The organism is Prevotella sp. C0209C1 (genome assembly GCF_056583855.1).
Genome location: NZ_JBWPJP010000004.1, coordinates 51236 through 64507 on the forward strand (window position 1 = coordinate 51236; position 13272 = coordinate 64507).

The 13272-nt window shown below is 38.9% G+C and carries 19 protein-coding genes; 18 read left to right on the forward strand and 1 reads right to left on the reverse strand.

Annotated elements, in window-relative coordinates; translation table 11 throughout:
- The first annotated feature begins 64 nt into the window (after window positions 1–64).
- From AC1DCD_RS01850 to AC1DCD_RS01935, 18 genes are all read left to right on the forward strand, one after another.
- Window positions 65–1042 carry a recombinase RecT gene (locus tag AC1DCD_RS01850; RefSeq protein WP_464639755.1) on the forward strand — a complete coding sequence of 326 codons (978 nt, stop codon included), beginning with the start codon at window positions 65–67 and terminating at the stop codon, window positions 1040–1042.
- A gap of 132 nt (window positions 1043–1174) precedes the next feature.
- Window positions 1175–2374, forward strand: coding sequence for a hypothetical protein (locus tag AC1DCD_RS01855; protein ID WP_464639753.1), 1200 nt, complete (start codon window positions 1175–1177; stop codon window positions 2372–2374).
- 1 nt (window position 2375) lies between these two features.
- Window positions 2376–3044: a hypothetical protein gene (locus AC1DCD_RS01860; RefSeq protein WP_464639751.1), complete on the forward strand. Its 669-nt coding sequence runs from the start codon at window positions 2376–2378 to the stop codon at window positions 3042–3044.
- A 1-nt stretch (window position 3045) separates the two neighbouring features.
- Window positions 3046–4479, forward strand: a complete 1434-nt coding sequence (locus AC1DCD_RS01865; protein WP_464639749.1) for a DEAD/DEAH box helicase — start codon at window positions 3046–3048, stop codon at window positions 4477–4479.
- Window positions 4480–4501: 22 nt separating this feature from the next.
- On the forward strand, window positions 4502–4663 hold the full coding sequence (locus AC1DCD_RS01870; protein ID WP_464643437.1) for a hypothetical protein: 162 nt from the start codon (window positions 4502–4504) through the stop codon (window positions 4661–4663).
- Window positions 4650–4919 (forward strand): HU family DNA-binding protein, encoded by a 270-nt coding sequence (locus tag AC1DCD_RS01875; RefSeq protein WP_464639745.1) that lies wholly within the window; start codon window positions 4650–4652, stop codon window positions 4917–4919. Before AC1DCD_RS01870 ends, AC1DCD_RS01875 begins: the two co-directional genes overlap by 14 nt.
- Entirely contained in the window at window positions 4919–5329 is a 411-nt protein-coding gene (locus tag AC1DCD_RS01880; RefSeq protein ID WP_353586701.1) for a VRR-NUC domain-containing protein, read from the forward strand. The genes AC1DCD_RS01875 and AC1DCD_RS01880 overlap by 1 nt, the downstream gene beginning before the upstream one ends.
- A gap of 6 nt (window positions 5330–5335) precedes the next feature.
- The gene (locus tag AC1DCD_RS01885; protein ID WP_353586700.1) at window positions 5336–6091 is read left to right on the forward strand and encodes a DUF4373 domain-containing protein; all 756 of its coding nucleotides are present in this window, start codon (window positions 5336–5338) and stop codon (window positions 6089–6091) included.
- Window positions 6060–6737 carry a P-loop NTPase family protein gene (locus AC1DCD_RS01890; RefSeq protein ID WP_100067221.1) on the forward strand — a complete coding sequence of 226 codons (678 nt, stop codon included), beginning with the start codon at window positions 6060–6062 and terminating at the stop codon, window positions 6735–6737. The genes AC1DCD_RS01885 and AC1DCD_RS01890 overlap by 32 nt, the downstream gene beginning before the upstream one ends.
- Window positions 6738–6972: 235 nt before the next feature.
- Window positions 6973–7428: a hypothetical protein gene (locus tag AC1DCD_RS01895; RefSeq protein ID WP_353586698.1), complete on the forward strand. Its 456-nt coding sequence runs from the start codon at window positions 6973–6975 to the stop codon at window positions 7426–7428.
- Window positions 7429–7461: 33 nt separating this feature from the next.
- Window positions 7462–8136: an LbetaH domain-containing protein gene (locus AC1DCD_RS01900; protein WP_464639742.1), complete on the forward strand. Its 675-nt coding sequence runs from the start codon at window positions 7462–7464 to the stop codon at window positions 8134–8136.
- A 15-nt stretch (window positions 8137–8151) separates the two neighbouring features.
- Window positions 8152–8364 (forward strand): DUF4134 family protein, encoded by a 213-nt coding sequence (locus tag AC1DCD_RS01905; RefSeq protein WP_464639740.1) that lies wholly within the window; start codon window positions 8152–8154, stop codon window positions 8362–8364.
- A 40-nt stretch (window positions 8365–8404) separates the two neighbouring features.
- On the forward strand, window positions 8405–8797 hold the full coding sequence (locus AC1DCD_RS01910) for a YopX family protein (RefSeq protein ID WP_464639738.1): 393 nt from the start codon (window positions 8405–8407) through the stop codon (window positions 8795–8797).
- A gap of 39 nt (window positions 8798–8836) precedes the next feature.
- Window positions 8837–9016: a hypothetical protein gene (locus tag AC1DCD_RS01915; protein WP_464639736.1), complete on the forward strand. Its 180-nt coding sequence runs from the start codon at window positions 8837–8839 to the stop codon at window positions 9014–9016.
- Window positions 9010–9171: a hypothetical protein gene (locus AC1DCD_RS01920; RefSeq protein ID WP_464639734.1), complete on the forward strand. Its 162-nt coding sequence runs from the start codon at window positions 9010–9012 to the stop codon at window positions 9169–9171. Before AC1DCD_RS01915 ends, AC1DCD_RS01920 begins: the two co-directional genes overlap by 7 nt.
- Before the next feature lie 10 nt (window positions 9172–9181).
- The gene (locus AC1DCD_RS01925) at window positions 9182–9397 is read left to right on the forward strand and encodes a hypothetical protein (RefSeq protein ID WP_008447451.1); all 216 of its coding nucleotides are present in this window, start codon (window positions 9182–9184) and stop codon (window positions 9395–9397) included.
- 43 nt (window positions 9398–9440) lie between these two features.
- Window positions 9441–9845: a hypothetical protein gene (locus AC1DCD_RS01930; protein WP_008447510.1), complete on the forward strand. Its 405-nt coding sequence runs from the start codon at window positions 9441–9443 to the stop codon at window positions 9843–9845.
- 1 nt (window position 9846) lies between these two features.
- Window positions 9847–12648 carry a hypothetical protein gene (locus AC1DCD_RS01935; protein ID WP_464639732.1) on the forward strand — a complete coding sequence of 934 codons (2802 nt, stop codon included), beginning with the start codon at window positions 9847–9849 and terminating at the stop codon, window positions 12646–12648.
- An 81-nt stretch (window positions 12649–12729) separates the two neighbouring features.
- On the opposite strand, the gene AC1DCD_RS01940 is transcribed toward AC1DCD_RS01935, so the two are convergent.
- On the reverse strand, window positions 12730–13269 hold the full coding sequence (locus tag AC1DCD_RS01940; protein WP_039864092.1) for a hypothetical protein: 540 nt from the start codon (window positions 13267–13269) through the stop codon (window positions 12730–12732).
- Between the last annotated feature and the right edge of the window lie 3 nt (window positions 13270–13272).

Genomic DNA, 13272 nt, shown 5'->3' on the forward strand with positions numbered 1-13272 from the left:
ATGAGGAATTGGTGCAACTCCAATCCGAGCCACAACGATTTTATAACAAACAAAATTAATAATTATGAGTGAGACTATCAATCAAGCAAAACATCTGCAATCACTTTCCGCAACAGAAGTGGTGCGTGATGAGTATGTACGCTCCCAGTTTATCAATGTCTATGACATGATATGGAAGCAAGGTGGAGAAGCTGCCTATGAACGAGAAGCAATCAACTTCAATAAGCAGTTGAGAGATAACGAGAAATTGCGTAAGTGTACTGGTATATCGGTATTCTTTGCATTCATAGACCTCGCTGTACGTGGTCTATCTTTGGAACAAGGCACACAGGCATTATGTTACCTCTTACCTCGTAACCATAAGGCTGGTGTAAATCCACAGAATGGTAAGGATATGTGGGAAAGTCGCTGTAATCTTACCATTTCAGGCTATGGAGAATTAGTGCTTCGTGCAAGAGCAGGGCAAATTAGACATGCTGATAATCCTGTTATTGTGTATGAGGGTGATGAATTTTCTTACGGAGAAACGGACGGACACAAGTATGTAAACTATCGTTGTAATCTTCCTCGTACATCTGAGAAAGTCATTGCTTGCTTTATGAAAATAACACGCATAGATGGGAGCGTAGATTATTCTGTAATGTTGAAGGGTGATTGGCAGCGCCTTGCCAATTATTCGGCAAAGAATAATGCTTACTATGATCAGCACACACATCAACGTGTAGAAAAAGCCAACGAGCTTTATTCTTCTGTTAATGGTCAGATTGATACAGGTTTCCTTATGGCAAAGTGCATCAAACATGCTTTCAAGTCTTACCCTAAGATTGCTATCGGTAAGGGTACACAGTTCGAAAGTGATGTTATTGATGGCCCAACAAAGGACTTCGATCCATACGGAGGCGTAACGGAAACAGAAACAGAACCAGAGTCCCAGCCTCATACTGAGCAAGCAGAAGAAGAGAGTTTCGCTGTCCCACAAGATATGTCGGCAGGTGTAACCATTGACCCTGTTTCGCAGGGAGACGATGACGATACGTTCTAACGAATGCCATCAGATATTTGTAAACAATGTAAAGATGTACGACAACAAATCAATGGTTTGTACTGTCACAAATTAGATAGATATATGGAACACACTAAAATACCAATGTGTGATCCCTTAAAAACAAAAGATATGAATAACGAACTTACAATAGTAAAACAAGAAAATATTGCGCAGATTGTGCAAGCTGCACCGCAATCATACAAGGATAACACCCTGTCGCATGATAAGTGTGTTGAGGCTGGACAGAAGTTACTTAGCCTCATCGAGCAGAACGGTGGCAACATGACTGATGAACTCGATCAAGCAGCAGCAGTGTTCATTGAAAAAGCACGTAAAACGGTTAAGAAGATGAACGAACGTCGTTCTCCAGTTACTAAGTTGTTCGACCAGATACGCACGGAATTTACCGTTATTGAGAACGATATTGACCCAACGAAAGCTAATACTGTATCTTACAAGTTGCAGCAGCTCCGTAATACCTTTGCAGCAAAGAAACGTGCAGAAGAAGAGAAACGCCGTCAGGAAGAACTTGCAAAACAACAAGCTGCTCAAGCTCGTGAGCGTTTTAAACTCGACATTGAGGATAACCTAAAGGTTCAGTTCCAGTCTGAACTCAACAAGAATGTCAATGCACTAAAAGACATTGACAATGCGGTTACTCTTGAGAATTACGAGAAGTCATTTAATGAAATCAGTACATACTCAACCAATTTATCTCCTGTATGGATTAACAACCTACGAGCTACTGTACGTGCGCCTTATAACATTACAGCTGCCGAGGCAGAAGCTATAGAAATGGGCATTAACCATAGTCTGTGTAAAAAGTTCAAGGAGCAGTACGGCTTTGAAATAGGAGAAATGAAGACTTATATCCTTGACCGTCTTCCATCAAAGAAAGCTAACCTCGAACAAATTGCAAAATCTAACGAGGCAGAGGCTGCACGACTCAAAGAGGAAATGCAGAAGAAAGAACGTGAGGAAGCTGCTCGATTGGAACAAGAACGTATGAAGCGTGAGGAGGAAGAACGCAAACAAGCTGAAATGAAGAAACAAGCAGCCGAAATGGACGGCTTATTTGCGGGGCAGGCTACTATGGCAGCATATCAGCCTAAGACAAAGGTAACTAAGAAGCTGCATCTACTCAATCCTGAAGGTATTCTGCCTGTTATCACAATGTGGTTGAGCCATGAGGGATGCAAAATGTCTATTGATGAGCTTGCTAAAATATTTAAGAAGCAAATCACTTTCTGTGAGAAACAAGCTAACAAGGAAGGTACCTTCATTCAGGACGAAAGTGTCGAGTACATTGACAATGTAAAGGCAAAGTAATATGAACCATAATCCCGATACATACTATAACCGCTGTGAGGTCAGTAACTCAGACCTCACTGCACTCAAAGAGGTAATGCACCCACGACCGATGTTCGGAGATAGAGAGGCTGCTTTCCGTTTCGGGACACTGGTTGATGCACTGATAACAGAACCTGATAGAGTAGATTACTATCATCTTACTGTTGATGATGTAGAATATACTGATGATGAGTTCAGACACGCAAAGGAAATGCAACGCTCACTTAGGCTGGAAGCGCAGAAAGACCCCTTCTTAGCAAAGGTCTTGGAATTATCTGACACACAAAAGTGCATGGTAAACAAAGGACAGCAGTTCTTTTATTGCGAGTTTCCATTCTCTCTCAATACTCGTTGCAAATGGGACTGGTGGCTTCCAGCGTTTCACTTCGGAGGAGACTTAAAGACAACCTTTGCCTCATCTCAACAGGAATTTGATGAGGCTGTAGATTTCTTCGACTGGGATAGAAGCCGTGCATGGTATATGGATATAGCACATTCTGATAAGGACTTTATCTATGCTATCTCAAAAAAGAACTGTAAAGTATTCAAAAAGTTCATCAACCGTGGTGATGCAATCTACCAACATGGACGTGAGAAATATGAAGAACTGGCTTTTGCCTATTGGTGTATGAAGCCTAAAAACAATTAATATGACTACAACTTTAAAACATCATCTCCGTATTGAGCCTTATTCTTATCAAGCTGAGGGTATTCGTTTCGGTCTTGAAAACAAACGGATACTTATCGGTGATGAGCCTGGTCTTGGCAAAACGTTGCAGTCTATCGGCATTGTAGATACCGCTAACGCATATCCCTGCCTCGTTATCTGTCCGTCTTCTCTTAAAATCAATTGGCAAAGAGAGTTTGAGAAATTCACAGATAAGTCCGCCCTCGTGCTTGATAATAGTGTACAGACTACTTGGGGGTATCTGTTGAAGATGGGAGTGCATAAGGTTGCAATCGTCAATTATGAGAGTCTTCGCAAGTACTTTGTTTGGGATATTAAAGGTAATCGAAAGTCTTTCCGACTTAAAGATGTTGTTTTCCACCCTGCTATTAAGGTCTTCAAGTCAATCATCATTGACGAAAGCCACCGTGTAAAAGACCCATCTGCACAACAGACAATTTTTACAAAAGGTCTCTCAGTTGGTAAGGAATGGATAACACTCCTTTCAGGAACTCCAGTAGTTAATCGTCCCGAAGATTTGATAGCGCAGCTCTCAATAATGGGTCGTCTTAATGAATTTGGTGGACGTTCTCAATTTGTTGCCGATTATTGCACCGACCCAAAGGATAAGGATGCTACACCAGCCGTACCTCTATCAGAACTAAGCAACAAACTGTATAGCTCATGTATGATACGCAGAGAAAAGGCAAAGGTGCTGCCTCAACTTCCAGACAAGACACGCACCGACCTTTATGTGGATATATCTAACAGAGAAGAATATAACACGGCTGCTACAGACCTTGTTGCATACCTAGAACAGTACACGGAGTGTACCGACTGGGAGATAAGACGAAAGATGCGTATGGAGGCTCTTGTTAAGTTTATGACGTTGCGTGCGCTTGCCACAAAAGGAAAGATTGCACAGGCTATTGACTTCATCAGCACATTCCTTGAAAGTGGTAAGAAGCTAATAGTGTTCTGCTCTCTCCATGAGATTGTCGATGAGCTATGTAAGGCGTTTCCAAAAGCCGTAACGGTTACAGGTCGTGATAGTGCTGTAAACAAACAAGCTGCTGTCGATGCTTTTCAGACTGGCGAAAATACACGCCTCATCATCTGTTCTATCAAAGCTGCTGGTGTTGGACTTACCCTTACCGCTGCTTCGGACGTAGCTTTCTGTGAATTGCCATGGACAATGGCAGATTGTTGTCAATGTGAAGACCGTGCGCACCGTATCGGGCAAAATGATAATGTAAACTGTTATTATCTGCTCGGTCGTGGTACAATCGACAATACTATCTACTCTCTTATTCAGCGCAAAAAGTCTATCGCTAATGAGATTATGAACTCAGAAGATGATATTCCTACTGATGAAGTGTACTTTGACGAATTGGTTTCATCTTTCTTGAACAAATGAAATGGAAATATGCAAAACCGATATGGAGAAAATTATCAAGTACTTGGAAGATGCTGCCAGTCTGTATGATAAGACGAAAGGACAAAGATACGTTTCTCGTGCATGGTGCATCAGACAACTAATAACGAAACTTAAACGCAAATTAGTATTAACTTTTAATAATAAGCAAAATGACAAAAAATGAAATTCTATCAGAGGTAATGGACACAACCGACCTCACACGCTCACAAGCTGTCAAGGCTTATGAAGCAATCATCAATGCTATCAAGAAGTCACTCATTAAGGGTGAAGATGTTACTCTTCGTGGGTTCGCTACTCTAAAAGTAGTACACGTGAAAGAACGTGTGTCAGGACTGCATGGAAAGAAGACGGTTATCCCTGCACACAAGACTGTAAAGATTAAGGCGTGTCAGAAATTGAAAAAACTCATAAACAAATAATGACACTCGAAGAAATGATAGCAAAGAAAAAGGCTACCACTCGAAAGCGTCCGTCCGATGAGGAACACCGCATACAATGTTCTTGTGTGCGATGGTTCAACCTCAAACACAGGAAACTAAAAGGAAGACTATTTGCAGTCCCTAATGGTGGTAAACGTGATGCGCTTACTGGTGCAAAACTAAAAGCTGAGGGCGTTGTGGCTGGGGTGGCTGATTTAATACTCCTTGTTCCTAATAGATTTTATGGGGCATTGCTTGTTGAAATGAAGACTCTGACAGGTAGACAAAGTAAATCGCAAAAGGACTGGGAGCAAATCATTACCTCTGAGAGAGATTATAAATACGTGGTTTGTCATTCTCTCGATGATTTTATCAGAGAAGTTGACGACTACTTAAAATACTATGGTTGATTAAAAATGGGTCGTGCATTAAAACAAGGTCTTGAATACTTCCCTTTTGATATAGATTTCTTTCAAGACATCAAGATCAGAAAGTTAATCCGCTATCAGGGCGGTAAGTCTATAACTGTGTACACTCTCCTACTCTGTATTATATATCGTGATGGGTACTACATTCGGTGGGATGAAGAGTTGCCTTTCATAATATCGGAGCTATCGGGTTATGATGAGGCGTATATACAGGAGGCAATCAAATGCTGCTTGGCAGTGGGGTTATTCAATAAGCAACTCTTTGAGTCTGATAAAGTACTTACATCAAAAGGAATACAAGAGAGGTATATGAATATCAATAAATCTTGTAAGCGTTATGCAAGTGTCAATGTCTACAGCTGCATGTCAGAAAAGGCAAATAGCAAGCATTTCGAGAAAGTTAAACTTGTAAGTAAGGACACTACCGATATATCAACAATAAAGGTTTCAACACTCGATGAGGAAATAGATGAAATGAAATCGTCAGAAATATGGTTGGATAGTATGCAGAACCTCCACCACATGAATGTAGATGAAATCAAAAACAAACTTGATGACTTCAAACTTCAATGTGTTGCTGATGGTAAAACATCACACGACAATATCAATGACGCAAAAAAACATTTTAATAACTGGTTAAGAATTGTAACAAGCAATGATAAAGTTAGAACCGACTGCAAAGCTGGACGTAGAGGAAATCTACTCAAGACTGATGAAGAAAAAACATATTCCAACTCGTTTTAGATTACCCTATACAACAGAACAAGTTTATACTATGCTATATGCTTCGTGCAAGGCTGAGGTTAATGCTCGTATGCGCAAGTTCATGTTGTCTGATAAGTATAAGCAACACCTTTGGGATATATCTAAATGGCTCACTTCTACTGATTGTACATTCGGTCTGTTTCTCTCAGGCAATAAAGGCAATGGCAAAACAACTATCGTTAAAGCCCTGCAATCACTTTACGCCTATATTCATTCAGATGAAACCTCACACACAGAAAAAGAATTGTACGAGTTACCATACAAAGGCTTTGTGATTATCACGGCAAAAGAACTGGTGCAGTATGCCAAAGCATCCGCTAATCCAACTAAAGAGAATGCAGAGGCTGTAGCGTATTTCAACAAGATAAGGAATATAGAAGTCTTATGTATTGACGACCTTGGTGCAGAAGCACGTGAGAGCCTCCACTATGGAGAAATCATAACGGCAGTTACCGATATTATCCATCATCGCTATCAGGAACAATTCTGCACCATAGCAACTTCTAACTTGTCGGGAAAGGAGATAGGAAAATATTACGATGAACGTCTTGCTGACCGATTAAGAGAAATGGCACATATCGTAAACTTTGATAATGAACCGTCTTTTAGAACTAACAACGTATGAACAACATTAAAAACGACTATGCCTATTGTTCTGGTATCGCCTGTGCGCTTCGCCAGACGTGCCAAAGGTATCCTCCTGATGCTCGGTTGTATTAATTTTTTGGCTCTTATCGCAGAAGATAAGAAAATACAAACAAACCAGTACTTGCTATTCCTACAATTGACTGGGAGCAAAAATTATTAAACAATTTGAAAAGGGATAAAACAATGACTATGGAAAAGAAATATAGATTATTATGGAAATGATAACATCAGCAACGATTTTCAAAGCATTTGACGGGACAATTTTTGAGTCAGAAATAAAATGCAAAGAATACGAGAAAAAGAGAAAAGACTTTTTGAATAACCTTAATTTCTTCGAAGTAAAGTATTCGCCAGATTTGAATGAGACTGGACTTTTTACAAAAAGTTTATTCGTAGCTGTTTATTCAGAAAGCGGATTTAAAAAAGAAATCGTGATTAACTATTGTATCAAAAAATTTGGTTATTTAGAAAAAGGCGTACAAGGGCATAGATTTCAGACTTATTTCGATGTTTACCCAATAAGTTTTGAAAAATACACGAAAGGTATAATAGAAAATTGGCGTGGAGATAAACGGCATATAAAGAAAATTTACCTTAGTCCAACTGAATTTGACGAGTTCAAAGGTGTTGAAAGGTTTGATTATATGAAAGAATGGGGATTTAAGTAAGTAGCATTATGAATACAAAAATAAATTAAGACAATGGAAAAGAAATACAGACTATTGGAGAACGACACTAAGGTGGTAGGCGGCAAAACTTTGTACAGAATCGAGGCATTGAGGGACTTTGCCGATGTGCAGAAAGGGGACAAAGGCGGCTATGTGGAAAGTGAAGAGAACTTGTCTCATGAGGGTAATTGTTGGGTATATGACAACGCTTGGGTATATGGCTATGCTCGGGTATATGGCAACGCTCAGGTATATGGCTACGCAGTGGTATATAACTATGCTCAGGTATTTGGCAATGCTCGGGTATCTGGCAACGCTCGGGTATCTGACAACGCAGAGATATTTGGCAATGCTCGGGTATCTGACAACGCAGAGATATATGGCAATGCTCGGGTATTTGGCAATGCTCGGGTATTTGGCTACGCAGAGGTGTATGGCTACGCAGAGGTGTATGGCGATGCAGAGATACGCTCCACAAGAGATTACGTGGTTTTAAAAAATATATGGTCAAGTGGTCGTTATTTCACTTACACACGCTCTAATAAGATGTGGAAGGTAGGCTGCTTTTACGGTACAGGCGAAGAACTCATTGCAAAGGCTTATAGGGATAGTGAGGTAAGCGGACGTGAATACGAGCGTGTCGTGAGGTATGTGGAAGCGATGTACGCTGACTTGGAAAATGATGAGAGGCAAGAAGCTAAAAAATAAACATACAAAAAGACGATGAGAGAATATCTATATTGGGAAAAAGGAATAAATCTTCTGTATACAATTAGTGCCTTTATCTGTATTATTGGTTGTGTGAAAGTGTATTTTCACTTGATAACGGATAGTGATAAAACAGGGAGAATTGCATTTAAGTGGTTAGGCATGAGTTTTCTGTTATTCACTATCGCATTTATCCTATCAGTAATTTATACTTATTTTTTGAAATAAGTAAAAAAGTATGAATAATCAACTTAAATAAGTAAAGATAATGAAAAAACGAGAAATACTTTTTCGTGGGTGGAACGAGAAAAATAAAAAGTGGTTGTACGGCTACTACTTCGCATATAAAGGTTATCATTTTATATCCCCAGATGTGTTAAAGGACTTCTCAATCCCTTTAGATGAATATCTTGTGGACGCTGACAGCGTAGGGCAATACACAGGGCTGAAAGATGCGAAAGGGGTGAAGATATTCGAGGGGGACGTCATAGTTGATGAGTCCTACCCCTACATCATACAATACCATGAAGAATATTCACAGTTTGTTGCTGTGCCTAAACCAGACGTTACAATAGCATTTTATCAGCAATGGGTTAATGAGCGCGGATTGGTTGTCATCGGGAATGTGTATGAGGACAAAGAACTAATTGAAACAAAATAACATGAATAATAAGACAAACATAGAAAGGAGAATAAAGATATGACAAACAACGGTATGCCAATTTGCATGGCAGAGGAATATTGGGCAAACTCCCAGTTCTCAATAGTGAGATACTATGGTAGGATAACCATTAACCGAAAGATGTACGTCATCGTTAATACGGTCTTGACATATTCGCATTGTCCGCCATGGCTGCAAGGAACGGAAAGGAAATGGTAATAGAACCCGGTGAGCCGTGCGACCTCGTAAGAGAAGACTTCATCAAGTATTACAAGAAACTAAAGCGTGATAGGTTTATCGCTATTCTGAAAGAGCATTCTTATGCAAGTGCAGAGGAACTGAAAACGATAATGGAAGAAAAGATTAAATATTAACTTATAAATTATGCAAACAACAGTATTAAAAGAAGTAATTGCGTTCCTGTTTGGACGCAAGTATTATGCAAACATCGTAGCAACAAAGGGAACTTGCAAAAAAGAACTCTGTTCTTACATCTTCAAAAGCAGGGAGGAAGCCGACAAGCATAGAGCAGACTTGCAAACAACGCTCTCATTCCTCTTCATTGAAACAGTTTCTTTTCGTTCTCGTAAAGAGTATTAAGAGATAAACCTAAGTTGTCGGTTATGTATAATATATTTGCGTTATGGTAACAATATTCAATAAAATACAGAACTGGTATAGGTCTTTACGTCTATTCGTTATACTTGACCCTGCCGACAACTCTGTAACGTTATCAAAGCATCTTTTCAACCACATTCGTAATAATTCGGGTGTAGCTGAAAAAGCCACAGTTTTTGTATTCCGTATATCTGATACTGGTTTATTTGGCTTCATGCTCAATCCTGACATAGACAAGCCAACACAACTATGCGACATTCAGTATAACGGTAAATACAAGTGTATAGGATTTGAAACGCTCAATCCCTCTGTTGGGCGTATTCTATACGACTACGGACTGTCTGCCCAGCACTGCTACAAACTGTCTGTGTCGTCGGTAAAAACAACAAATGGAAAGCTATTTTACCAAATAGATAAACCAAGCAAGTAATATGATAAAGGAAATTAAGTATAACGGACTTACAACCACCCCTCCAGACAACTTGTGTCCTGATGGTGATGCTGCCTTCTTACTTAATATTGTGCCTGAAGATGGTGCATTGAAACCAGTGTTGCCGCCAAAGACGGTCATGGAGTTACAGGCAAATATGCGTATCGTCTATATACATAAGTCCTCAGCCTACAAGAATTATATCATACATGATACCGAAAGAAATAAGCTGGTATGGACTTCTAATGGTAAGGAGTTCACAGATTTGTATGATTTAGACACAAAAGAATTGCATAAAGTTATTGGTGTTGGTAATACGCTTATAGCCCTTACAAGTATTGGTATGTTATACTTCCTTTGGAAAAGTGATACTTCTGGTTATCATTTACTTGGAAATGATATTCCTGAGTTATCTTTATCTTTTGGGTTACAAGGGGAAATGAAGCGAACTGATAAGTTTACAATAAATTTTGCCAACCTAGCAAGCTATTGGCACGATGATAAAAGATTAAAGCACTATCATGAGTTTTCAGCCGAAAACAAGAAAAAAGTATCTTCACAGGTTCTTGCTAAAGTAAACAAGTTTATAGCTGATGAGTCCACAAATAAAGGAAGATTCCTATATCCTTTTCTTTTGAGATATGCATATAGACTATATGATGGTAGTCTCACCAGGCATTCAGCACCTATACTAATGGTTTGTTCAACCAGTTGCGCACCCATTGTGACGTGTAATTTTATATATCCGGTAGGAGAACTTGCGGAAACTGCCAACCTTCGTGTCATAGGTATGTTACATCAACTCGACTATGCTGTTATCAATGAAAGCGAATTGAATTTGCTTAAGAATTGGTCTGATATAGTTAAGTCAGTAGACATATTTATTTCTAAGCCTATTTATACTTACGACCAAAACGGAGAGTGCGATAAAATCTATTGCGAGCAAGAGTACGAAAATGAGGATTTGGGATATTCTGTTTGTAAACATATCAATCAAATATTCGACACAGCTAAATTTCCAGTACGCTATCAAATGAAAAATATGAACGAGCTTTTTTATAATTCCTTTTTTGAATTTAAAATTAATCGCAGTTTGGATTATATTATCGGAATTCCAATAAGAGATACATCTATTATAAAAGAGGAGATTAGAAATTGTTCTAACTTTTATTTCCTTAAAAGTATTAAGGTTGAGCAACTAACAACGACTCGTACAATAATCGACATAAAAGAAGATTATTTGCAGTCGCTTGTTACTCGTGAGGTTATGACTGATGATTATGACAGTCACGATAACTTAATCCCGAAGAATGCGCTTGTCTATAACTCACGTGTAAACCTCACCAATGTAAGGAAAAGGTTGTTTGAAGGTTTTAATGCTGTCTCTATGTTGCCTTTTACAGATGGAAATGTAAAAATAATCAACATATATAGACCTTCTACTACTGAATTTGATAAAAAAATCGTGCTTTCAGTTTATATATATATTAGGCAAGGTGGAAAGGAAATAGTCGTTCATGGTAAAGCAGGGGTATTAGGATATGGTTCTCCCATTTTCTTTATATATTACCCAAATGTGAATGCTTATAAAGCTGTTTTGGAATGTTACGACTATAATGACGATTCGAGAATATTCTACGAAATACCGTTAGAACGACATGCTTTCCTAAATGGTTCTTTCTATTTCGGAGGATTTAGAAAAATAATAAAGGATGGTGTTCCTTTATGTTTCGCAGAATGGGGAAAAATATCGGGGCGAGTTTCTCCTACTCCTACTGTATCTAACGATAACGAACGTACAATAGATATTTCAAACAAAATATACACATCGGAGATAAACAACCCTCTCTATTATCCATTATTAGGCATAAATACTGTTGGGACAGGTAAGATTTTGGGTATATCGACTGCTGCAAAAGCTCTTAGTGAAGGTCAATTCGGACAGTTCCCATTATATGCGTTTACAACAGAAGGAGTTTGGGCTTTAGAAGTATCAAAAACTGGGACATATACAGCACGACAGCCCATTACTCGTGATGTGTGTCTTGATGCAAAGTCGCTCACGCAGATTGATTCTGCTGTCTTGTTTGCCACAAATAGAGGAATAATGATGATACAAGGTTCTCAATCAACGTGTATATCCAATATTCTTAATGGAGATAATTCGGTGTCTGTTCTGAACTTACCAAAAATAGATAAAATTTTAGAGTTCGCAGGACAAAACAAAGGATCTTTGCAGATTCTTCCTTTTATGGAGTTTGTTCAGGACTGCCGTATGATATACGACTACAAGCATCAGCGTATTATCGTGTACAATAATAGCAAGGACACAAGTACTAATAAGTCCCGATGCAACTACGCTTATGTATGGTCGATGAAATCAAAGCAATGGGGTATGATGCAATCAAACATAGCAAATAGTGTAAATGCTTACCCTGATGCACTGGCAGTAACTGATAATGGTTGTCTTGTAAATTTCTCTGATGAGTCTGATGACACATATAAAAATATTGTCATATCTCGCCCTATAAAACTTGACGCATTCGATATACACAAGTCTGTTGATACCATTATACAACGTGGTATATTCCATAAAGGACACGTAAAATCGGTATTGTTTGCTTCTAATGATTTGTATAATTGGATTCCTGTATGGTCTTCTGCAGACCATTACTTGCGAGGGTTTAGAGGTACACCGTATAAGTACTTGCGTATAGCTTTACTTGCTGAGCTTACGAAAGGTGAAGGTATTACTGGTTGTTCTGTACAGTTCGCTCCACGTCTGAACAACCAACCACGATAGTTTAAGTTAGTTATTACTAAGGTTAAGATTGTTATTCATGGAAAAAGGCAGGGCTACGTGATGTAACTCTGCCTTTGCTTTTTACCACGGCTTTAGTTTCCGCCTTATCTTTCCAGTTCTTGACACAAGTGATGTCCGTATCTTTGTTTTCAGTTCGTCCACTTTATCTATCCAGTGTCCAGTACTCGCAGGAAGCGTGATGCTCATCCAGTCTGCAAGAACTCTACAAATCAAAAACTCATGTATCAAATGCTCTAACATCTTAACGGTGGTCATAGAGAATGTAGACGGTAAGGATAGACATACCTTGTACTCATCAGGTTCTACGAGAATATCATTAAGCGTCTGTTCCGTATCTGGTATATCTTCCTTTGCATATGGAAATAGTAACTCAACACATTCAGAATGGGCTAAATTTAGGACTCGTGTAACACGATCCACATTACCGTCTTGTGCAATATCAAACACCTGATGCTTCGTGTGTTCCTCATCCTGTGGCATAATATCAGCCTCAACGAAAGAGTAATTACTCGCATCATACAACAACTCGGCACGTTTGAATGTAAGCGTTACCAATTTGTTACTTTTTTCAGCTGTGTTCTGATTTTGGCAATATCCCATATT